The organism is Ruegeria sp. BHSB064 (assembly GCF_059613205.1).
Window position 1 is genome coordinate 19,448 of the sequence record NZ_JBXWSB010000010.1, and the last position, 21,559, is coordinate 41,006.

A 21,559-nucleotide genomic window follows, 5' to 3' on the forward strand; every position below is an offset into this window, starting at 1 on the left:
CCCTGCATGACCGACCCCGTTCAATTGACAGCTGACCTGATCCGTTGCCCATCGGTCACACCTGAAGAGGGCGGCGCGCTTGAATTGCTTGGGTCGGTTCTGTCGGATGCGGGCTTTGAATGCGCGCGCGTCGACCGTGGGGGCATCAGTAACCTGTTCGCGCGGTGGGGTCAGAAAGGTCATGCGCGCAGCTTCGGGTTCAATGGCCATACAGATGTTGTTCCGGTGGGTGACGAAGCGGCCTGGACGTTGCCGCCTTTCGGGGCCGAGGTGCGGGATGGTGTGATGTACGGGCGTGGTACCACCGATATGAAATCCGGGGTCGCGGCCTTTGCCGCCGCTGCGGTGGATTTCGTGCGCGATACGCCGCCGGACGGGGCCATCATCCTGACGATCACCGGTGATGAAGAAGGTGATGCGCTGGACGGCACCACTGCCTTGCTCGACTATATGAACAGCGCGGATGAGCGTATGTCGGTCTGTCTGGTCGGCGAACCAACATGCCCGAACACGATGGGCGAGATGATGAAGATCGGCCGCCGCGGCTCGATGACAGCATGGTTCACGATCACCGGCGTGCAGGGGCATTCGGCCTATCCGCATCGAGCCAAGAACCCACTGCCTGCGATTGCGCGGCTGATGGATCGGCTGGCAAGTCACGAGCTGGATCAGGGCACGGACCACTTCGATGCCTCAACGTTGGCAGTCGTTACAATCGACACCGGGAACGCTGCCACCAACGTGATCCCGGCCCGGTGCAGCAGCGCGGTCAATATTCGCTTCAATGATCTGCATTCCGGTGCAAGCCTAAGCGATTGGTTGCGATCAGAGGCGGATCAGGTGGCTGCCGAGTACGGCGTTGAGGTGGACGTAAACATCAAGATTTCCGGGGAAAGCTTCCTGACCCCGCCGGGGCCACTGTCTGATCTGGTGGCCAAAGCGGTCGAAGCGGAAACCGGTGTCACGCCCGAGTTGTCGACAACAGGGGGCACATCAGATGCGCGTTTCGTCAAAAACCACTGTCCGGTAGTCGAGTTTGGACTGGTCGGGCGCACCATGCATCAGGTGGATGAATGCGTTGAAGTGGCCCAGATCGAACAGCTCAAGGCGATCTATATGCGCATCCTGACGGACTATTTTGCCTGAGCCATGCAGCGCACATTGGTGATCATGGTGAAAGAGCCGCGTCCGGGCCGTGTGAAAACGCGGCTGGGGCGTGATATCGGCATGGTGGGTGCGGCTTGGTGGTTCCGGCACCAGACCCGGTCCTTGATCCGGCGACTGCGTGATCCGCGCTGGCAAATCGTGTTGGCGGTGTCACCGGATGCCGAGGGTCTGACCAGCCGTATCTGGCCAGCTGACCTGCCGCGCGCGGGACAGGGGCGTGGTGATCTTGGACACCGCATGGGTCGCATGCTGCGGGGCATGCCCAAAGGCCCGGTTTGCCTGATTGGTGCCGATATTCCGGGGATTTCGCGCAGACATATTGCCAGCGCTTTTGATGCGTTGGGGCGATCTCAAATGGTGTTCGGCCCTGCACCGGATGGCGGTTACTGGCTGGTTGGCGCGCAACGGTACGCTGCTTTGCCCACGGGTTTGTTTCGCGATGTACGATGGTCAACAAAGCACGCTTTGGCGGACACGTTGGCCACGGTTCCCGGCGCGCGGATCTCATTGCTGGATCACCTGCGCGATGTGGATACGGTGGCCGATCTGAAAGCCTGAAGTATTTTATCATGACGCGGTCGCAAACGCGTGATAGGCCGAAGATATGACTCGCATCCCCACCAAGCAGGAGGTCCTGGACTGGATCTCGGCGAACCCAACCCTGACGTCGAAACGCGATATCGCCAAAGCCTTTGGCATCAAGGGCGCGGATCGGATCGATCTCAAGCGCATTCTCAAAGAGCTTGAGGCAGAAGGGCATCTGGAAAAGCGCAAGCGCAGCTATCGTGACCCGGATCGTCTGCCGCCGGTCAGCGTGTTGCAGGTCAAGGCCCCGAACACCGATGGCGATCTGTTCGCGCGCCCGCTGGAATGGCATGGTGAGGGGGTCGAGCCTATCGTTCTGTTGATCACCCGAGCCAGCGATCCGGCATTGGGTGAAGGCGACCGCATTCTGGCGCGCCTGACCGTGGTGCATGAAGAAGATCACAACTACGAGGCCCGCCTGATCCGCCGCATCGGGACCAATCCGCGCAAGATCGTCGGTATCTTCCGCAAGGGGGCCGAGGGTGGGCGGATCGTGCCCATCGACAAGGCAAGCTCTTCTGAATGGCTGGTGCCCGAGGGCGCGGTTTTGGGCGCCAAAGACGGCGAGTTGGTCGAAGCTGAACAGGCTGGACCCAAAAACCGCATGGGTCTGCCACGCGCGCGCATTGTGGAACGCTTGGGTGATCCGACCGCGCCCAAGGCGGTGTCCCTGATCGCGATTCATCAGCATGGCATCCCGGATGACTTCCCCGACAAGGTGATTGCCGAAGCCGACAAGGCCAAACCAGCTGGCTTGAAGGGCCGCGAAGACCTTCGGGACATGCCGCTGTTGACCATCGACCCATCGGACGCGCGGGATCATGACGATGCATGCTATGCACATGCCGACGACGATCCCAAGAACCCCGGCGGGCATGTGATCTGGGTCGCCATTGCAGATGTGTCCGCTTATGTCCTGCCGGGCTCGGCCCTGGATCGTGAGGCGCGAAAGCGGGGCAACTCCAGCTATTTTCCTGACCGAGTGGTGCCGATGCTGCCGGATCGGTTGTCGGGGGATTTATGTTCCCTGCACGAAGGAGTGCCGCGCGCCTGTATCGCTGTGCGCATGCAGATCGATGCGGATGGGAACAAGGTTGGGCACAGGTTTGTGCGCGGTCTGATGCGGTCGGCCGCCTCGCTGAATTACACAGAAGTACAAGAGGCCATTGACGGTAATCCCAACGACCGCACCGGGCCATTGCTGGAGCCGGTGCTGAAACCGCTCTATGCCGCGTACGCCGCCCTGAAAAAGGCCCGTGCGGTGCGGCAGCCGTTAGAACTGGACCTGCCCGAACGTAAGATTGTCCTCTCAGAAACCGGCGAAGTGACAAGCGTTGCTTTCCGCGACCGTTTGGATGCCCATAAGCTGATCGAGGAGTTCATGATCCTCGCCAATGTCGCTGCAGCCGAAACCCTGATTGCCAAGCGCCGCCCGTTGTTGTTCCGCGTGCACGAGGAACCCTCGCCTGAGAAGCTTGAAAGCTTGCGGGAAACAGCGCAGGCGGCGGGTCTAAACCTGGCCAAAGGGCAGGTATTGCAGACCCGGCATCTGAATGCATTGCTAAACGCGGCTGCGGGGACAGAAGACGCGGAGTTGATCAACCTCACCACCCTGAGATCGATGGCGCAGGCTTACTATAACCCTGAAAATTTCGGGCATTTCGGGCTGGCGTTACGCAACTATGCACATTTCACCTCGCCTATCCGCCGCTATGCCGACTTGATTGTGCACAGGGCGCTGATCTCGGCCCATGGCTGGGGCAAGGACGGGCTGACCGAGGATGAAATTATGCGGCTGGACGAGACAGCCACGCACATTTCGGACACCGAACGCCGCTCGATGATGGCCGAGCGGGACACAACTGACCGCTATCTGGCCGCCTATTTAAGCGAGCGGGTGGGCAATGAGTTCACCGGTCGCATCAGCGGCATCGCCCGGTTCGGGGCTTTCGTGAAGATGGATGAAACCGGCGCGGATGGTCTGGTACCTGTGCGCTCGCTCGGGCGCGAGTTTTTTCATTTCGACCGCGAGGCCGGGACTCTGATGGGATCGGATACTGGGCTGATCATCGCCATCGGCCAGCGCGTCACCGTGCGTCTGACCGAAGCAACGCCGGTCACGGGTGGTTTGGAACTGGAACTTTTGTCGATCGACGATCAGGCGCTGCCGCGCGGGCGTGGGCCCGCCAAGCGGGCGGCTCGACGGAAAGCCGTCAGCACCAAGCGTAAAAAAGACAAGATCAAGCGCAAGGTGGAACGCAAACGCCGTCAGAGGTGATAGGTCAATGCCCGGGCGATCAGCCACCCATGGCGGTTCGGATCTATTTGGTGTGGATCGTCGAACAGAACGGCGCGAGTTCCGTCAATGCGATCCTCACCCGGGAAGGCCAAGGTAAAGTCACCCATCAATCGGCTTTGACAATGCACGAACAGTGCAAAACTGGCCGACTTATGTGCACCCAGCCGGATCGTTGATCCTTTGGGCGCTAGGTACGCAGGTTGGCCCCAGCGCAGCACTTCTCGCAGCGGGTTGGCGGCGGGCATAGATGTTGCCGTGTCAATGATCAGGTCACGCAGCGCAAAGGCTCCTGCACGTGCGGGCGCGGGCAGGGCCTCGAATGCTGCGGCGACTTTGGGGTTATCAAAAGGTTTCAAACGGGTATCGCCTGTTCCATCCGGTCCACGTAACTGTTCAACACATTATCCTGTTTGATACGCCGGGTCAGCGGGGTATCGGCAGGCGTTGCGCGCATTGCAGCAAGCATTGGACCGACGCTCATATCCGCAGATGTCGGTTTGTCCCCCAGCAGGAAGGAGGATTGCCAAAGATAGGCCGAGATCGCCTCAAGATCGCGTTCAACCCTGTCCAACCTTTCAGACAGCGAGAACCGCCCAATCCCTTGAGACGTGATCCCTTTCAGAACAGACTTTCGGATTGCGTTGGACGCAGGCTTTCGGATCAGGGCCGGTATCCCGGTAAAGAAGGTTTCACGCAGGATCGGCCATACGTCGTCATTGCCCCAACGGTCCAGAACGATGTGAAAATACAGGTGTTCTTCGGCCATGCGCACCAAAGCGCGGGACTGCGCTTTTTCAACATCTGTCAGGCCATGATCGAAATCCGCACCCTGGTCTTGTTCCAGCCAATCGCGGATCAGGTCACTGTCGGGGATCAGGCGCTCGGGTGTGCGCAGAACGGGTAGTTTCTGGTGCGGCATCTTTCGGGGATCAAGCATGTCAGAGCGCTGCCATTTCTGGCCGGAATGTTGCAGCATCAAAGCCGTTTTGACGCAGAACGGGCTGGCACTGAACAGGCCGAAGGCAGAAGGATAGGTGAGAAGGGTCAGCATCACTTTGCTCCGTTTGTAGGGATGCATGATACGTAGTCGGGGCTGATGACAGTTTCTGACATCAGGTGTAGGCTAGGGTTCATCATGTCTCGCACAGCCCGACTGTTCCAATTGATGCAGGCCCTGCGTTCTGGCCCGTCGCCGAAAACCTCGGCGCAGTTGGCGCAGGATCTGGATGTGTCGGCCCGGACCATCCATCGCGATATCGACGCGCTGCGTGGTCTTGGGGCTGTGATCGACGGCGAAGCGGGGTTTGGGTTTACTCTGATCGAGGACGCGACGCTGCCCCCGCTGGGCTTCACCGATGATGAGCTTGAGGCGCTGGTTCTGGGCCTGCGCGAAGTTCAGGTTATTGGTGATCCGGCCTTGGCGGATGCCGCCAGTGCCGCCCTTCGAAAGTTGCAGGGCCGCTTGCCTCCGCGTCAGTCGCACCGGCTGAGTCATGCAATTCTGGCGGCTACCCGATTTAATCGCCCTCCGGCACCGACGATAGACGCTTCAACCCTGCGGCAGGCAGCCTGGGACGAACGCACGGTGGAGTTTTCGTATACCGACGCAAAGGGAGAGGCCACGCGGCGGCGCGTAGATCCGCTTAGCATCGTCTATATGGACCGTTCGAATGTGTTGCTCAGCTGGTGTCATCTGAGGCAGGATTTCCGCGTTTTTCGTCTGGACCGGATGCAGGATATGTGCGTGACGGATCAAAGCTTTAGGCCAAATCGCGTGCCGATGTTGCGCGATGTTCTGGCCCGCATCCGTGCAGACCGGGAAGCACAAGACTGCGAGACAGGTACCTGAGCGCTTTGTGATTTGCCGATTTTGCGCTACCTTAGGGTTGAGCAGTAATCAGGAAAAATCGGTATGCATAAATGCGTAGGCGGCGTCATGACCGTCGCATTATGGGCATCCATGGTGCAGGCGGACCCATTAGAAACAGGAACATGGTCGAGCGGCGAAATGCTTGGCGAAAGGATACAGCTGGCCTCGGCAGATTTGGCTGTTTCGCTTCGCCCCGTTTCACGCCCGTCGATTGAGGCGCTGCAGGTCTCTGCGGCCGCGGCAGCGCGGTTTCAGGTCTGGCTGAGCGCGTTTCAGGATCGGGCGCGACAGCAAGGCATATCGCAACGGACGCTGTCTCGGGTGTTCTCGGACATAACTTTTGACGAGGACATCATCGCGCGGGATCGAAATCAGGCTGAATTCTCAAAACCGATCTGGGCCTATTTGGACTCGGCTGTTTCGGACACGCGATTGTCCAACGGGCGCGCTGCCATGCAACGGCACCGGCAGGTGTTGAAGCAGATCGAGGCTGAATATGGTGTCGAGAAAGAAGTGGTCACAGCAATCTGGGGGCTGGAAACCTCGTTTGGGTCCTACCGTGGCAGTAGCCGCACGCTCAGGTCTTTGGCGACACTGGCCTTTGACGCGCGGCGTGCTCAGTTCTTCGAAACTCAGTTAATCGCTGCCCTGCAGATTGTGCAGGCAGGTGACGTGAACGCCGCAAACATGCTGGGCAGCTGGGCGGGGGCGATGGGCCACACGCAGTTCATGCCGACCTCGTATCTTGATCATGCGGTCGACTTTGACGGAGATGGCCGTCGCGACATCTGGTCAGACGACCCAACGGATGCGTTGGCCTCGGCAGCGTCGTATCTGGTACAGCACGGTTGGACCAAGGGGCAACCTTGGGGGGTTGAGGTGCGATTGCCCGCAGGCTTTGACTACGCTTCGGCCCGGCGAGACTTAACGCGGATGCCGTCCGAATGGGCTGCACAGGGTGTTGTGGGAACCGACGGCAAAGCTGTGCCAGACCACGGTCAGGCGGCGATCCTGCTTCCGGCCGGAGGGCAAGGCGTTGCCTTGATGATCTTCGACAATTTCAAAGTGATCGAAGCGTATAACGGGGCCGATGCCTATGTGATCGGCATCGGGCATCTGTCCGACCGGCTGGCAGGTGGCGCACCGTTTCAATCCGACTGGCCGCGTGCGGACCGGGTGTTGAGTTTTACCGAGAAAAAGGAACTGCAAACCCGTCTGACCGAGGCCGGGTTCGACACAAAGGGCATTGATGGGCGTACTGGACCAAACACCATCAACGCCGTGCGGGCCTATCAACTGGCACAGGGGTTGCGGCCAGATGGGTATCCAACACAGGAACTTTTGGAGAGGCTAAGGTAGAAAACAAGAGGCGGTCCAAAGGGGACCGCCTCTTGTTTGAGTGAGTCACTGATTTCAAGACGCCGCTTTCATCAGCCCCTGTGCGATGATCTCGGCCTGTGCTTCATCCAGCGATTTGTAAATCCGCACGAACATCTCGTCGATATCCGCAGGGGTCAGGATCAGCGGAGGAGAGATGATCATCCGGTCGCCGACATGGCGCATGATCAGGTTGTTGGCAAAGCAGCGGTCGCGGCAGATATAGCCGACCGTGCCGGGGTCCGAGGCGAATTTGGCGCGGCTGGCCTTGTCCGGCGTCAATGCAATCGACGCCATCATGCCGACGATCTTGGCCTCTCCGACCAGAGGGTGATCAGCCAGAGCCTCCCATTTCTCTTTCAGATAAGGCGCTGCTACGTCGCGGACATGCTCGACGATTTTTTCCTCTTCGAGGATGCGCAGGTTTTCCAGCGCTACGGCAGCGGCAACAGGGTGGCCGGAATAGGTGTAGCCGTGGTTGAACTCGGTGCCGCCGATCACTTGGGCGATCTCGTCATTCACGATAGACCCGCCGATCGGCGCGTAGCCCGAGCTGAGCCCCTTGGCGATGGTCATGATATGCGGCTTGATCCCGACTGTTTGCGAGCCGAACCAATTGCCGGTACGGCCAAATCCGCAGATTACTTCGTCCGCGATCAAAAGAATGTCGTACTTGTCACAGATGCGCTGAATTTCTGGCCAATACGTATCCGGCGCGACGATCACGCCCCCTGCGCCTTGCACGGGTTCGGCGATAAAGGCGGCCACGCGGTCTTCGCCCAGTTCCAGAATGGCCTCTTCCAGCTCGCGGGCACGGGCCAGCCCGAAGTCTTCGGGCGACATATCACCACCTTCGGCCCACCAATTGGGCTGGTTGATGTGGTGAATATTCGGGATCGGGATGCCACCTTGTGCATGCATCCCTGCCATGCCGCCCAGCGACGCAGACCCTACGGAAGACCCGTGATAAGCATTGTGACGGCTGATGATGATGTTCTTGTCCGGCTGGCCCTTTTCGGCCCAATAGGTGCGCACCAGACGGATATTGGTGTCGTTGGCCTCGGACCCGCCCGCAGCAAAGAAGACGTGGTTCAGATCGCCCGGTGCCAACTCGGCAATCTTTGCGGCCAGTGCAATGGCCGGCACGTGGGTCGTTTTGAAAAACGTGTTGTAATAGGGCAGTTCACGCATCTGGCGCGCGGCCACTTCTGCCAGCTCATCGCGACCGTACCCGATATTGACGCACCACAAACCTGCCATGGCGTCCAAAATCTCTTCACCCTCGCTATCGGTCAGGTAAACCCCTTTGGCACGGGTAATCACACGCGCACCTTCCTGACCCAGCGCGCCATTGGCGGAAAACGGATGGAGGTGATGCGCCGCATCCAGCGCCTGCAACTCGGCGGTCGGCATATGGTTGGTGATGGTGGACATCAGAGATTCTCCCACAAAAGCGATTGGCGATCACAATATGATCAAATTTTACACTGTCAATCGAATCGGAGGGAATTAGGCGGAATTGAGGGACTCTGAGATCAGCTCCATTCCTTGCTCAATGTCCTGAGCCGTTGCTTTGGCCGCCATTTCAGCGTCGCCGTTGCGCAGGGCTGTTATGATATCTTTGTGCCGGTCAGGAAGGCTCTGCGTACCAAAGCGACCGCAAACAACCCGCAAAGACGGGCCAAAGCGCAACCATAGACGTTCGGCAAGATCACTGAGGATCGCGGCATTGGCATGGGAGTAGAGCGTTTCATGAAAAGTCTGGTTCAGACGCAGATACCCGCCCACATCGCCATCTGCGATCATGCGATCCAAATGCTTGTCGATGCGTTCCAGATGATCAATGTCTTCCGCCTGCAAATTGCCAGTTGCGCGTCTGGAAAGCTCTGATTCTATTGAAATTCTGGCAAAAATCATTTGCTCGATATCAGCGGTGGTCAAAAGCGGAACGCTGACGCGGCGGTTGCCCTGAAATACCAGTGCCCCATCCGAGATCAACCGTCGGATCGCCTCGCGCACCGGGGTCATTCCAACACCTAGCGAATCAGTCAAACCTTGGATTGTGACAGGCTGCCCCGGGACCAGTTCCCCAAACAGGATCTGAGATCTGAGCGTTTGATAAACCTGCTCATGTGCGGGTTTTTTTCCGCCGTCGGTTGGAGTTGCAGATGCCTTATTTTTGATCAAATCCAATTGGTTCATCCCATTTCGACTAACCCTGACTTGTCAGGTGACAGACCTCGTGAAACCATACGCTGGATCGGGGGAAAACGCAAAACTTGATCAAATCCAAAAAAACGGGAAAATAGCCGTACACTTGCAGGGAGAAGAATATGACAATCAAAACGCTGACCATGACAGCGGTCATCGCATTGGGGACTTCGGCGGCCTTCGCTGAAGAGGTGCGTGTCTACAACTGGTCCGACTACATCGACGAAGAGCTTCTGAGCAAATTCGAGGAAGAAACCGGTCTGACCCTCATCTACGATGTGTTCGACAGCAACGAAGTGTTGGAAACAAAGATGCTGGCCGGTGGGTCCGGGTATGACGTTGTTGTGCCATCTGGCACATTCCTTCAACGTCAGATTCAGGCGGGGGCGTTTCAGGAACTGGATGCGGCCAAACTGTCGAATGCGGGCAACCTTTGGGACGTTATTCAAGAGCGAACCGCAGGGTACGACCCAAACAACGCCTATTCGATTAACTATATGTGGGGCACCACGGGCATTGGCGTAAATGTCGACAAGGTCAAAGAAGCCTTGGGCGATGATGTGGCCCTGAACAGCATGGACCTGGTTCTGAAGCCAGAGAACATGGAAAAACTGGCGTCATGCGGCGTCCATTTTCTGGATGCACCGGCCGAAATGATTCCGATGACTTTGCAGTATATCGGTGAAGACCCGGACAGCCACGATCCGGATGTAATCAAAAAGGTCGAAGACGTTCTGACAAGCGTTCGTCCGCACATCCAAAAATTCCACAGTTCGGAATACATTAACGCGCTGGCGAATGGCGACATTTGCGTTGCCGTGGGTTGGTCAGGTGACATCCTGCAGGCGCGTGATCGCGCAGCCGAAGCTGATAACGGTGTGAACATCGAATATCATCCGTTCGCGGAAGGGTCGCTGATGTGGTTTGACCAAATGGCGATCCCGGCGGATGCACCGAATCCGGAAGGCGCGCATAAGTTCCTGAATTTCATTCTGGATGCCAACAACATGGCCGCCGCGTCCAATTACGTCTACTACGCCAACGGCAACAAAGCCTCGCAGGAATTCCTTGAGGAAGACGTGATTGGAGATCCGGCAATCTATCCGGATGATACGACAATGCAAAATCTGTACATCACGACGCCTTACCCGGCGAAAACGCAGCGCGTCGTGACCCGCCTTTGGACCAAGATCAAGTCTGGTACCTGATCCGGTTTCTCGGCGCGGGGCGGTCGAATGACGGCCCCGCGCACAAAATGTCCAAACTGATTATGCGGGGGCTGCCTTGAATTCTGACGTCTTTGCGCCGTGGGATGACCCACAGGCGAAACCCTTGATCCAGTTTCAGAACGTGACCAAGCGCTTCGGCGAGTTCACGGCGATCGACAATCTGTCTCTGGACATATTCGAGCGTGAGTTCTTTGCCCTGCTTGGTCCGTCGGGATGCGGCAAGACAACGATGATGCGGATGCTTGCTGGGTTCGAGACCCCGACTGAAGGTCATATCATGCTGGGGGGGCAGGATATCGACCCTATTCCACCCAACAAGCGCGCTGTGAATATGATGTTCCAGTCATACGCTCTTTTCCCCCATCTCAGCGTCTGGGAAAACATCGCGTTTGGTCTGCGTCGCGACAATATGCCGAAACACGACCTTGAAGAGCGGGTTGAAGAAATGCTGCGCCTGACCCGATTGGAGCAGTTTGCCCGCCGTAAGCCGCATCAGATTTCAGGTGGGCAACGACAGCGTGTGGCTTTGGCGCGCTCGCTGGCGAAGGCCCCAAAACTTTTGCTGTTGGATGAACCGCTGGGCGCGCTCGACAAGAAACTGCGCCAAGATACGCAGTTCGAATTGATGGATATTCAAGAGAAAACCGGCACCACATTTGTGATCGTCACCCACGATCAGGAAGAGGCCATGACAGTCGCCAGCCGAGTGGCGGTGATGGATCAGGGACAATTGATGCAGGTTGCCACGCCCGACCGGATTTACGAGAACCCGGCCTCGGTTTATGTTGCTGATTTCATTGGGGATGTGAACATTATCGAAGGCCGTGCAGCCCCATCGGGTGAGGATACTTATCAGATTGATTGGGCCGAAGGTCAGGCTCCTATAACGGCGTCGTCATCAACGGGCTTCTCAAACGGTCAGTCCTGTCATCTGGCGATCCGCCCCGAAAAGGTGACCATCTCAGCCGAACGGCCGGCCGACGCGGTCAACGCTGTTCAGGGCAAGGTTCATGACATTGCCTATCTGGGTAATCTGTCCACCTATCATGTAGAATTGGCAAACGGCACAATCATCAAGGCACAGACGGCCAACACCCGCCGCATCTCGCGCCGTTCGTTCACTTGGGAAGACCCGGTCTGGCTGTCCTGGACAGCGACGGCTGCGGTTTTGCTGGCGAACTGATGCGCCGCGCCGTTCTGATCGCCATCCCTTATGTCTGGCTGCTGGCACTATTTTTGGTGCCATTCTTCATCGTTCTGAAGATTTCGCTGTCGGACACTGCACTCGCAATCCCACCCTACACCCCGACTTTGGACCTTTCCTCGGGATGGGCGGGGATCAAAGAGTTTTTCAGCCAGCTGGATTTTGAGAACTATGTCTGGCTGACTGAGGACGATCTGTATTGGAAAGCCTACCTCTCCAGCGTCAAGATTGCTCTGATCTCGACCTTCTTTACCTTGCTGGTCGGCTATCCCATCGCCTATGGCATGGCACGCGCGCCCCAGGAATGGCGGCCAACGCTGATGATGCTGGTGATCCTGCCGTTCTGGACTTCATTCCTGATCCGGGTTTACGCGTGGATGGGTATCCTTTCGAACGAAGGGTATCTGAATCAGATCCTGTTGTGGACGGGCATCATTTCTACGCCACTGACAATCCTGAATACCTCGACCGCCGTCTATATTGGCATCGTATACACCTATCTGCCGTTCATGATTTTGCCGATCTATTCGGCGTTGGAGCGTTTGGATGGATCGCTGATAGAGGCGGCCGAAGATCTGGGCTGTTCGCGTTTGCAAGCCTTCTGGCTGGTGACTATTCCATTGTCCAAACCCGGCATCATTGCAGGTTGCTTCCTTGTGATGATCCCGGTGATCGGTGAGTTCGTGATCCCCTCGCTTCTGGGCGGTTCGGGCACACTGATGATTGGCAAGGTGTTGTGGGAAGAGTTCTTCTCGAACCGTGATTGGCCGGTGGCCAGTGCAGTGGCGATTATCTTGCTACTGATCTTGGTGGTTCCCATCGTGCTGTTCCAGCGCAACCAGCAGAAACAGGCGGAGAGTGACGGATGAACAGGTTAAGCTGGTTCAATACTGTTTCGCTGACGCTGGGATTTGCGTTCCTGTACATCCCGATGATCATCCTGATCGTTTTCAGCTTCAACGAAAGCAAACTGGTTACGGTCTGGGCCGGGTTTTCAACCAAGTGGTACGGAGAGCTTCTTCAGAACGAAGCCTTTCTGGATGCTGCCTGGGTCACAATCCGGGTGGCGGTTTTCTCGTCGACACTCGCAACCATTTTGGGAACGGCTGCTGCCTATGTACTGGTCCGCAGCGGGCGGTTTTTTGGTCGTACGTTGTTCTCTGGCATGATTTATGCACCGCTGGTGATGCCCGAAGTGATCACCGGCCTTTCGTTGCTGTTGCTGTTTATCGGCATCGGTCTGGATCGAGGGATTCTGACCATCGTTCTGGCCCACACCACCTTTTCAATGTGTTTCGTGTCAGTGGTTGTTTCCTCGCGTCTCATCACCTTTGACCGATCACTGGAAGAAGCAGCGCTGGATCTCGGATGCTCACCCGCGCAAGCATTCCGCCTTGTCACCCTGCCGATCATCGCGCCAGCAGTGATTTCGGGCTGGTTGCTGGCCTTCACCTTGTCGCTGGATGATCTGGTGATTGCGTCCTTCACATCAGGGCCGTCGGCAACGACTTTGCCGATCAAGATTTTTTCGGCCGTACGCCTTGGAGTAAGCCCGGAAATCAACGCGCTGTCCACGATCATGATTGCTGTGGTGACGGTTGGTGTCATCACGGCCTCGCTTGTAACCAAACGGGCAATGGTTCGTCAGCGGCAGGATGAATTGGCCGCTGCGCGCACCGAATGAAGCGGATTTTTCCGAACTACGCATACAGTAGTGCACCACGCGACGGGTGTTGGTGGGATGAAACGGTTTCCAGCCCCGATTGGCCGCAGGTTCAGGAGGACCTGCAAGTCGATGTCGCCGTGATCGGCGGTGGCTTTACAGGGATTTCTGCCGCCTTGCATTTGGCTGAAACCACGTCGGTTGCAGTTCTCGAAGCTGGCCCTCCGGGATGGGGTGCGTCCGGACGCAATGGCGGCTTTTGCTGTTTGGGTGGCTCAAAGCTGAACCATACCGTTATGGAGCGTCGGCATGGCCGAGACGGGGCGCAGGCCTATGAAACAGCCGAAGCAGATGCCGTGCAGTTGGTTGCCGATCTTCTGGCGCGGTATCAAATTGATGCTGACACGCATTCGAACGGTGAAACCCAACTTGCGCATTCAAAACACGCGATGGATGTGTTGCGCCAAAAGTCAGGCAAGACCGGCATACTGCACGAAGCCAAAGACTTGCCCGCGTTGGGAATGGAGGGGGCATTTTACGGCGGGTACACGATGCCTGTTGGATTTGGGTTAAACCCCCGAAAGTATCTGTTCGGGATTGCCAGCGCAGCCAGAGCCAAAGGTGCACTTCTGTTTCAGAACAGCTCAGTTATGGACATCGAGAAAACTAAAACGGGATTTGGTTTGCGAACCCCTGGGGGGCAGGTCAATGCACAGGTTGTTCTGGTCTGTACCAACGGATACTCCAGCGAAGATATCCCGGATTGGATGTCAGGGCGTTACCTGCCTGCACAATCGACCGTTATGGTCACGCGACCGCTCAGCCAGGCTGAGCAACGGGAACAGGGCTGGACCTCGGCCCAGATGTGCTATGATACGCGTAACCTTCTGCATTATTTCCGCTTGATGCCGGACGGGCGCTTTCTGTTTGGTATGAGGGGAGGGTTGCGGTCTTCTGCCCGTTCAGAGGCATCGATCCGGGCAAAGATTCAGCAGGATTTCAAAAAGATGTTTCCTGCCTGGGCGAAGGTCGAGGCCACGCATATGTGGTCCGGGTTGGTGTGTATGTCGCGTTCGTTGACGCCCTATGTTGGACCTGTACCGGGGCAGCCGGGTATGTTTGCGGGCTTTGCTTTTCACGGAAATGGCGTTGCCATGGGAACTTACAGCGGACGGGCTCTGGCAAGGTTGGCTATGGGGCTGAGTACCGGTTTGCCTGCCGCAATGCGCCAACCGCCCGGAAAAGTCCCACTGGGGCGCTGGCGTCGCGCGCTCATGCCGCCGGCCTATGCCCTGATGGCCCTTGCGGATCTTAGATAAAACCGAAAATCACAGAACTGCTGCTTCCAGCTTGAGACCTTCAGCATAATCGGGCGCGCCGTTTTCCGCGCGCCACAGGCAATAGGTGGCCATGCGCCACGCATACCAAGGTTTTAAGCGCCGGTAACGGTCCGCAATTTCCGGATCGCCGTAGGCGTTCAGAAACTGCTCTTCTTCGAACTTTGCCAAAGCGGCTCCTCGGTACAGGCGTTGCATGGCCGGAGAAAGAAACAGCGCCAAATCCTCGGTTGGATCACCAAGGGCAGGGCATTGCCAGTCGATCAGTGTCAGGCTTGTTCCTGCAACCAGGATGTTCCCAGCTACAGGGTCGCCATGAATCAGGCAGGTCTTTTTCGCGGGTGCCACCGTTTCCACGGGTTGCTGTTCCAACAATTTGTGCCGCGCCTCAGAAGAGCAGCCCTGCAGAATACGAACCCCATGCGCCCTTAGATCTTCACTGCCGTTGCATCCGGGTGGGGCTGCAATGGAAAGCGTAAGGTCGTGTAACCTGCGCAGTAGCGAACCTACCTTGTCGGCTCCTTCCCGCCAGGGTGTTCCGGGTGCGTGGTCATAGAAGACCCAGTGCGCGTCTTTGTACCGTCCCGAGTCGCGCAGCCTTGGCACGAACCCTTCTGGCCCGAGGGTTTTGAGACATTGGGCCTCTAACTCTGGGTCATTGCGAAACAAGGGGTTGCGCAGGGCCGTGTTGTACAGCTTCAGCACCTTGTCGCCGCTGTCTTCCAGGACCTTCCATACTTGATTAGTGCGCCCGCCATAGAGTGTTTCAAATCGCGCGCGCGCGCTGACCAACCCCTGAACGCAGAGGCGGTCAACCAGATCGCGAGGAGGGGCAGGCGTTTCAGGCAGGGGTCGTGTCACTTCTTTTGGCGAGTCGATTTGCCAAGCTTTGGACGCTCCTGCACTTCAGATCAAGCGCCAGTTCGAACGGCGTTTACGTCGTTTGCTGATATCACTTGCCCTCCGCTGAGGGTTAGAAGCACTGTATCACCGCCAACCTGAGCCTCTATGACGCGGTTGTAGGCTGCGACTGGTGTTTCGGTCAGCAGCTCTCCGTTCCTGTAGCTCTCCAGCGCTGCTGTGTAGTTGCCAGTGCTCATTGGATTTCCCGACGAGGTAACGCCGGCCCACACAAATTCGGATTGAGCAGGGGGTACAGTTACTTTGTCGAGCTCGGTCCCATTGTCGTCACGTATCACCAGCTTGGCTGTGTCGGCTTGCGGGTCGGCCTGGGCAAACAGGGTCTTGGGTTGACCGTCAAAGTGAAAGGCGGAAGTTGATCGGACATCCATACCGACCCAGCTTGCAAGTTCATTGAGGTTTACACTGCCCAGCGTGCTTGCCAAAGACGAAAGATGATCATTGGTCTGAACTTGCTGCTCGACCATCGAGAACTGGGCCAGTTGTGACGCGTATTGAGTCGAGTCCATCGGCTCTAGCGGATCCTGATTCTGGGCTTGCGCTGTGAGCATCAGCAAAAAGGTTTCGAAATCCGATGCAATCGCGGAAGTCTGCGTGTCGTTTGCAGACGGCTGAGAGCTTGCTGCCTGCGTCGTGGTGACTGGGGTGATCATGTGTCAAAACCTCATATCAATGCCCCGGCTTGGGACCAGAATTTGTGGAAGAGAGTCGGTTTGAACATCCGAATCGCCATTTAGTGGTTCAAAGACGGGTCCTGCCTCGGTCTCATCGGGGCCAGCCCTGCGCCCGTCCGCATCCGAGGCTGTTCCCAGATCAAGACTCAACTCACCGTATCCCAGTTTCTGAAACTCTTCCGAAAGTACGGAAATGTGACGTCGCATCAGCTCCAGGGTTTCTGGGCGTTCCAAAGCAATGGTCATGTGCAGCCCGTCATCGCGCCCATTCAGAACAATGGAAACACGCCCTAATTCTTCGGGGTTCAAAGCGATTTCAGTTATCCCGGTCCCCGAGCGCGTCTGAATGGTCGCCGCCAACTGCCCGGCGATTGCACGTGCAAGCTCGGCGCGGGCTGATGCTGACGGCGCAGAAAGTTGCGGTGTTGTTTCTCGCGGAGCAAATTGGAGCGGTTCGTCCTTGGCGAAAACCGCTGGCTCAGCTTCCTTTACAAGGGCGTTCTGTTCTTTCTCGGCAAGCGTTGCCATCAGTTGAAGCTGTGCAACGGGTGGCGCGCGATCTGGTATTGCTGGTTTGACCGTTGAAGGTGTGGCTTCGGGCGGTTGTACAGTGTCAGTGTTTTGAAAGTTAGGACCGATGTCCGGCACTCTTAATTTGCCGTTTGCCTTGGTCATTTGCTCGATAGGTCGGCCGTTCTCGGCTCTTTTCACGGGTATCGGCTGTTGGGCCACAGCAGTGTGAACCAATCCTGTATCAGGTCGCGCCGCTACGGGTGAAACAGGATCGACGCGGTGATACTGGCCCGAAGACATGGAAATTTCTGGTAGCTCAGGCAGCTCACTGCCAGAATTGCGCTGAATCCCTGCCTGTAGGTGAGTGCTTGGAAACTGATCTCCCTCAGGAATGAACTTCCTGTCGGCAAGTCTTGTTGAGTTGCCTGTCAGGTTCGCAACAAGGTGCGGTTCTGCAAGCGGAGCAGCCTGGGGTTCTGTCTGATATGCTGTCTCTGTTTCAGTTCCCGAGTCTTGAATCTCAGGAGCAGCAACCAGCAACTCGGGTTCAGGCGGCTCATCGCCGCCCGTTTCTTGCCCAAGGATGTCTTCAAAGCTTGTTACTTCACCGTTCTGGCCCGCCTCATTGCGCGTTGAGGTGGCTTTGGCAGCGGCTGTTGAGGTCGTCGTGGGCAGCATAACTGGGTTGGGCATTTTGCTCCGGCTCCGTGTGATTGCTCCGCACTCTGCCCGCAGGAAGTTACGTTTATTTTAACTGCTTTGGCCTTTGATCAAGAAAGTTCGAAGCAAATTTCGGAGAAAACTATGCAGGTTTCCAACAGCTTCTCAGCGGGTCCAACACCTTTAACGCAAACCCGCCTTAAAAACGCAGCCATAGAGCTGGAGGCGGCTTTTTTAAGTGAAATGCTCAAATCCGCAGGGCTGGGACAGACAAGACAGAGTTTCGGTGGCGGGGCCGGCGAAGACCAATTCGGATCGCTTCTTGTTCAGCATCAGGCACAACAACTGGCCCGGGCCGGGGGCGTGGGTTTGTCTGAAATGCTGCTCAAGTCACTAATGGAGAAAGCCGATGACATCTGAAGCCAACAAGACGCTGATCAAATCACTGGAAGAGGTTCTGGATCTCGAACGCGCGGCCCTTGTGCAAGGGGATCTTGATCGTCTGGCCCATATGGTGCCGGACAAAGAGAAACTGATCGGGGCGATCAACGATCTTCAAGTGCGGGACAGCGATGCGCTGATTCGAATCCAGACCAAAGTCGAGCGTAATCAGGCGTTGTTGAACAGTGCCGCCGACGGCATCCGCGCGGTTGCCAGCCGCATGGCCGAGCTGCGTCGTGTTCGACAAGAGTTCAGCACTTACGGTGCCGATGGTCAACGCAGCGAGTTTGCGGTGCGCAGTACAGTTAAGTTGGAAAAAAGGGCTTAGGCAGAGTTTTGATTCAAATCCGAAATTATGGGTTTTGAGGTTTTAGCATTCCGTTAGGGGGTCTGGTTCAAAAGTGGTGCTGCACCTGGAAATGGCAGGTGGCGCGAACGGCCAAGTGGCGCGTCGCACAGGTCAGAAAGACACCAAAGCCCGCAGGTCTTGTGGGGTGAACATGGGCAAAACGGCCCAAACGGAAAAGGATGAAAGCTATGTCCAGCATTCTGACAAACAATGGCGCGATGGTTGCGCTGCAAACGCTGAAGTCTGTGAACAAGAACCTGGCGATGACCCAGAACGCGATTTCGACCGGCAAAGACGTCGCGACGGCCAAGGACAACTCGGCAGTTTGGGCAATTTCGAAAGTGATGGAATCGGATGTCAAAGGTTTCAACGCCATCAAAGACAGCCTGGCGCTGGGGGAATCGACGGTTGCCGTTGCCCGAAACGCGTCGGAAACCGTCACAGATCTGTTGACGCAGATGAAAAGCAAGATTGTGGCAGCGCAGGAAGACAACGTTGACCGGGGTAAAATCAACGATGACGTGACAGCGCTGAAAGACCAAATCGCATCGGTTGTCAGCGCCGCCCAGTTCAACGGCCTGAACCTGGTGGATGGATCAGCAGGCTCAGCCTCGATCCTGGCGTCTTTGGATCGCGACAGTACCGGAGCAGTTACGGCCTCTTCCATCTCGGTATCCGGGCAGAACCTGTCCACCGGCGGCTACGTCACAAAACAGGTTTTTGATGGATCGACCGGTGCGTCGACCGGCAATGATCGCGTAGGCGCAACCATTGACAATGGTGCGACCGCTGCGACAGCGCTGGTGACGGACGAATCCAGCGGCACCTTCGCCGCCGGTGACAAGGTTGTCGTCGCCATTAATGATCAGGTTGTTTCCTACACGGTTTCCGCAGAGGACGCCGCGGCGACAACCACAGGTGACCTTGTTGCAGTCGGGCTGAAGTCGAAGATTGAAGAGCTTGGGATTACCGGCCTGACGGTCGACTATGATTCTGGTACGGCTGGAACCTTGTCGGTGACCAACGGCACTGGTTCTGACCTTTCGTTCTCTGCCCAGTTCGTGAATGCGGGTGCTGGTGGCCTTGGCGCTCTGGCTGGTATTGACGTGTCGACGGGTGCGGGCGCGACCGCTGCATTGTCGGCTGTTGAGTCACTGATCGACACGTCGATCGACGCATCGGCTGCTTTTGGCTCGGCGCAAGGCCGAATCGAAACCCAGAAAGAGTTCATCTCGAACCTGTCTGACTCGTTCAAGTCTGGTATCGGCTCGCTTGTTGATGCGGATATGGAAGAGACCTCGGCACGTCTGCAGGCGCTTCAGGTACAGCAACAGCTGGCAACCCAATCGCTGTCGATTGCCAACCAGGCACCGCAGTCGATCCTGTCGCTGTTCGGCTAATAAAGAAAGCAGGCCGAGGCGTGATTTTCACGCCCCGGCCCTGATCGCCTGACGGCGGCCCTTTGGAAGGATTTCAAGTGACACCGCAAACGCTCGCCCATCGCACCTATACGCAAACCGCCGCGCCAACACGGACGCCTCGCGACACCGAATATGAAGCAATTTCCAGGATCACGCGGCGCCTCAAGGCGGCGACCGCTCGCAAAGCGACAGATTTCTCGGCGTTTGTGCAGGCCGTTCATGAGAATCGACGGCTTTGGGGGGTGCTGGCAACAGGTGTGGCAGATTCCGCAAATGCATTGCCGAACGATTTGCGAGCGCGGATTTTCTACCTTGCCGAGTTTACCGAACAACACAGCAGCCGTGTTTTGGGAAATGGGGCAACAGTCGAACCACTATTGGAAATCAATACGGCCGTACTGCGCGGCTTGCGTCAGATGAGGGCAACCGGATGAGCGGGCTGGTCCTGAAACTTGCCCCGAAAGAACGGGTGCTGATCAATGGCGTGGTCATCGAAAACGGGGATCGCCGCAGCAGGTTTTCAATCATGACGCCGCAGGCCAATGTCCTGCGGTTAAGGGACGCGATCCATCCTGACGAAGCCAACACGCCGGTGCGACGTGTTTGTTATGCCGCACAACTGGTTTTGTCCGGTGACATGGAACCAGAACACGCCCGGCAGCAACTGCTTCGCCGCGTGGAAGAGTTGAGTCAGGTTTTCACGGATGCAGACAGCCGCCGCGTTCTGTCAGAAGCTACCGACGCGCTGGTGGCTGAGCATTACTATAAATGTCTCAAATCTCTCCGTTCGCTTCTGCCGAGGGAAGAGCGCCTGATGGCTTATCAGCAATGACCTTTCAGCCTGTTGTCCCTTCCGGAGGAATCGTTGGCTGGCGATTTCTTCAACGCACTTACGAAGGTCAGTTTCAAAGCTTTTCCTCGTCAGCGGCGAATGATCGAGAGACGAAATATTTCCTGGAAAATATTGGTAAAGTTCAATCAGCAGAAGAGCTGGTGTCGGATCGCAGGTTGTTGCAGGTGGCACTGGGTGCGTTCGGACTGGAAGGTGATTTGGATAACAGGTTTTTTATCCGAAAGATCCTTGAGGATGGCACGCAGGCTGACGACGCGTTGTCAAATCGTCTTGCAGACAAGCGGTATCGCGAGTTTTCTGACGCTTTCGGGTTCGGCCCGGGGGCTGTAAGGAAAACGGGGCTTAAAGAAAACATGGAAGAGATTGCTCAAACCAATTTGTCCGCTCGGTTCGAAATCGCCGTAGGCGCTTCGGATGAAACGATGCGTATCTCGCTCTACGCACAGCGAGAACTTGCAGATTTGGCCAGCAGCCCGTCAAGCGCGGACACCAAGTGGTTCGATCTGATGGGCCTGCCCCCCTTGCGCAGCATGATGGAGACGGCGCTTGGTTTGCCTCCGTCCTTCGCTCAGTTGGATATCGATGCGCAATTGGTTGAATTCAAAGAAAGGTTGTTTCAGCTGACCGGATCGGAAGATCTGGCGCAGTTCTCGGATCAGAACGCCATCGCGGAACTGACCGACACCTATCTGGCCCGCAGCCAGATTGCACAGCTTCAGAATACGATTTCACCGGCACAGACTGCGTTGATCCTTCTAGGCGCTGTTTGAACAGAACGTTCCGCC

The 21,559-nt window shown here is 56.9% G+C and carries 23 protein-coding genes; 16 read left to right on the forward strand and 7 right to left on the reverse strand.

The window, feature by feature from the left end; translation table 11 throughout:
• The first annotated feature begins 6 nt into the window (after positions 1-6).
• From dapE to rnr, 3 genes are read left to right on the forward strand one after another with little or no spacing between them, the layout of a single operon-like run.
• Complete coding sequence (gene dapE, locus AC2FNU_RS04070; RefSeq protein WP_496785109.1) at positions 7-1,146, forward strand: succinyl-diaminopimelate desuccinylase; 1,140 nt, start codon at positions 7-9, stop codon at positions 1,144-1,146.
• Between the two features lie 3 nt (positions 1,147-1,149).
• Positions 1,150-1,725, forward strand: a complete 576-nt coding sequence (locus tag AC2FNU_RS04075; protein WP_496785111.1) for a TIGR04282 family arsenosugar biosynthesis glycosyltransferase — start codon at positions 1,150-1,152, stop codon at positions 1,723-1,725.
• A 46-nt stretch (positions 1,726-1,771) separates the two neighbouring features.
• Positions 1,772-4,030: a ribonuclease R gene (gene rnr, locus AC2FNU_RS04080; protein ID WP_496785116.1), complete on the forward strand. Its 2,259-nt coding sequence runs from the start codon at positions 1,772-1,774 to the stop codon at positions 4,028-4,030.
• Here the strand turns inward: rnr and AC2FNU_RS04085 are convergent.
• Both AC2FNU_RS04085 and AC2FNU_RS04090 read right to left on the reverse strand, forming a co-directional pair.
• A complete protein-coding gene (locus AC2FNU_RS04085; protein ID WP_496785118.1) occupies positions 4,021-4,407 on the reverse strand; it encodes a DUF1801 domain-containing protein in 387 nt (128 codons plus the stop codon). The two genes, rnr and AC2FNU_RS04085, sit on opposite strands and share 10 nt — an antisense overlap.
• Complete coding sequence (locus tag AC2FNU_RS04090; RefSeq protein WP_496785120.1) at positions 4,404-5,102, reverse strand: glutathione S-transferase family protein; 699 nt, start codon at positions 5,100-5,102, stop codon at positions 4,404-4,406. The genes AC2FNU_RS04085 and AC2FNU_RS04090 overlap by 4 nt, the downstream gene beginning before the upstream one ends.
• Before the next feature lie 84 nt (positions 5,103-5,186).
• Between AC2FNU_RS04090 and AC2FNU_RS04095 the strand changes: the two genes are divergently transcribed.
• Together AC2FNU_RS04095 and AC2FNU_RS04100 are read left to right on the forward strand one after the other, a co-directional pair.
• The gene (locus AC2FNU_RS04095) at positions 5,187-5,900 is read left to right on the forward strand and encodes a helix-turn-helix transcriptional regulator (protein WP_496785123.1); all 714 of its coding nucleotides are present in this window, start codon (positions 5,187-5,189) and stop codon (positions 5,898-5,900) included.
• Positions 5,901-5,987: 87 nt separating this feature from the next.
• On the forward strand, positions 5,988-7,280 hold the full coding sequence (locus AC2FNU_RS04100) for a lytic murein transglycosylase (RefSeq protein WP_496785126.1): 1,293 nt from the start codon (positions 5,988-5,990) through the stop codon (positions 7,278-7,280).
• A 54-nt stretch (positions 7,281-7,334) separates the two neighbouring features.
• Here the strand turns inward: AC2FNU_RS04100 and AC2FNU_RS04105 are convergent, their stop codons facing one another.
• Together AC2FNU_RS04105 and AC2FNU_RS04110 are read right to left on the reverse strand one after the other, a co-directional pair.
• Positions 7,335-8,732 (reverse strand): aspartate aminotransferase family protein, encoded by a 1,398-nt coding sequence (locus AC2FNU_RS04105; RefSeq protein ID WP_496785128.1) that lies wholly within the window; start codon positions 8,730-8,732, stop codon positions 7,335-7,337.
• A 75-nt stretch (positions 8,733-8,807) separates the two neighbouring features.
• Positions 8,808-9,491 carry a GntR family transcriptional regulator gene (locus tag AC2FNU_RS04110; RefSeq protein WP_496785130.1) on the reverse strand — a complete coding sequence of 228 codons (684 nt, stop codon included), beginning with the start codon at positions 9,489-9,491 and terminating at the stop codon, positions 8,808-8,810.
• A 140-nt stretch (positions 9,492-9,631) separates the two neighbouring features.
• Here AC2FNU_RS04110 and AC2FNU_RS04115 point away from each other — a divergent pair, with 140 nt between their 5' ends.
• The 5 genes from AC2FNU_RS04115 (at position 9,632) to AC2FNU_RS04135 (ending at position 14,924) form a co-directional block, all read left to right on the forward strand.
• On the forward strand, positions 9,632-10,717 hold the full coding sequence (locus AC2FNU_RS04115; RefSeq protein WP_496785132.1) for a polyamine ABC transporter substrate-binding protein: 1,086 nt from the start codon (positions 9,632-9,634) through the stop codon (positions 10,715-10,717).
• 76 nt (positions 10,718-10,793) lie between these two features.
• Positions 10,794-11,921, forward strand: a complete 1,128-nt coding sequence (locus AC2FNU_RS04120; RefSeq protein ID WP_496785134.1) for an ABC transporter ATP-binding protein — start codon at positions 10,794-10,796, stop codon at positions 11,919-11,921.
• Positions 11,921-12,811 (forward strand): ABC transporter permease subunit, encoded by an 891-nt coding sequence (locus AC2FNU_RS04125; protein WP_496785139.1) that lies wholly within the window; start codon positions 11,921-11,923, stop codon positions 12,809-12,811. Before AC2FNU_RS04120 ends, AC2FNU_RS04125 begins: the two co-directional genes overlap by 1 nt.
• A complete protein-coding gene (locus tag AC2FNU_RS04130) occupies positions 12,808-13,626 on the forward strand; it encodes an ABC transporter permease (protein WP_496785143.1) in 819 nt (272 codons plus the stop codon). Before AC2FNU_RS04125 ends, AC2FNU_RS04130 begins: the two co-directional genes overlap by 4 nt.
• Positions 13,623-14,924, forward strand: a complete 1,302-nt coding sequence (locus tag AC2FNU_RS04135) for an NAD(P)/FAD-dependent oxidoreductase (protein ID WP_496785147.1) — start codon at positions 13,623-13,625, stop codon at positions 14,922-14,924. Before AC2FNU_RS04130 ends, AC2FNU_RS04135 begins: the two co-directional genes overlap by 4 nt.
• A 9-nt stretch (positions 14,925-14,933) precedes the next feature.
• Here AC2FNU_RS04135 and AC2FNU_RS04140 read toward each other — a convergent pair whose 3' ends face one another.
• From AC2FNU_RS04140 to AC2FNU_RS04150, 3 genes are read right to left on the reverse strand one after another with little or no spacing between them, the layout of a single operon-like run.
• Positions 14,934-15,803 carry a phosphotransferase family protein gene (locus AC2FNU_RS04140; RefSeq protein WP_496785150.1) on the reverse strand — a complete coding sequence of 290 codons (870 nt, stop codon included), beginning with the start codon at positions 15,801-15,803 and terminating at the stop codon, positions 14,934-14,936.
• 50 nt (positions 15,804-15,853) lie between these two features.
• On the reverse strand, positions 15,854-16,516 hold the full coding sequence (locus AC2FNU_RS04145; RefSeq protein ID WP_496785152.1) for a flagellar hook capping FlgD N-terminal domain-containing protein: 663 nt from the start codon (positions 16,514-16,516) through the stop codon (positions 15,854-15,856).
• A 3-nt stretch (positions 16,517-16,519) separates the two neighbouring features.
• Positions 16,520-17,743: a flagellar hook-length control protein FliK gene (locus AC2FNU_RS04150; protein ID WP_496785154.1), complete on the reverse strand. Its 1,224-nt coding sequence runs from the start codon at positions 17,741-17,743 to the stop codon at positions 16,520-16,522.
• Positions 17,744-17,854: 111 nt separating this feature from the next.
• Here AC2FNU_RS04150 and AC2FNU_RS04155 point away from each other — a divergent pair, with 111 nt between their 5' ends.
• From AC2FNU_RS04155 to AC2FNU_RS04180, 6 genes are all read left to right on the forward strand, one after another.
• Complete coding sequence (locus AC2FNU_RS04155) at positions 17,855-18,130, forward strand: rod-binding protein (protein WP_496785262.1); 276 nt, start codon at positions 17,855-17,857, stop codon at positions 18,128-18,130.
• Complete coding sequence (locus tag AC2FNU_RS04160; protein ID WP_496785159.1) at positions 18,120-18,479, forward strand: flagellar biosynthesis protein FlgN; 360 nt, start codon at positions 18,120-18,122, stop codon at positions 18,477-18,479. Before AC2FNU_RS04155 ends, AC2FNU_RS04160 begins: the two co-directional genes overlap by 11 nt.
• 209 nt (positions 18,480-18,688) lie before the next feature.
• Positions 18,689-19,900: a flagellin N-terminal helical domain-containing protein gene (locus tag AC2FNU_RS04165; RefSeq protein WP_496785164.1), complete on the forward strand. Its 1,212-nt coding sequence runs from the start codon at positions 18,689-18,691 to the stop codon at positions 19,898-19,900.
• 77 nt (positions 19,901-19,977) lie between these two features.
• On the forward strand, positions 19,978-20,355 hold the full coding sequence (gene flaF, locus AC2FNU_RS04170) for a flagellar biosynthesis regulator FlaF (protein ID WP_496785169.1): 378 nt from the start codon (positions 19,978-19,980) through the stop codon (positions 20,353-20,355).
• On the forward strand, positions 20,352-20,753 hold the full coding sequence (gene flbT / locus AC2FNU_RS04175) for a flagellar biosynthesis repressor FlbT (protein ID WP_496785173.1): 402 nt from the start codon (positions 20,352-20,354) through the stop codon (positions 20,751-20,753). Before flaF ends, flbT begins: the two co-directional genes overlap by 4 nt.
• Complete coding sequence (locus AC2FNU_RS04180; RefSeq protein ID WP_496785179.1) at positions 20,750-21,544, forward strand: DUF1217 domain-containing protein; 795 nt, start codon at positions 20,750-20,752, stop codon at positions 21,542-21,544. Before flbT ends, AC2FNU_RS04180 begins: the two co-directional genes overlap by 4 nt.
• Positions 21,545-21,559: the final 15 nt, after the last annotated feature.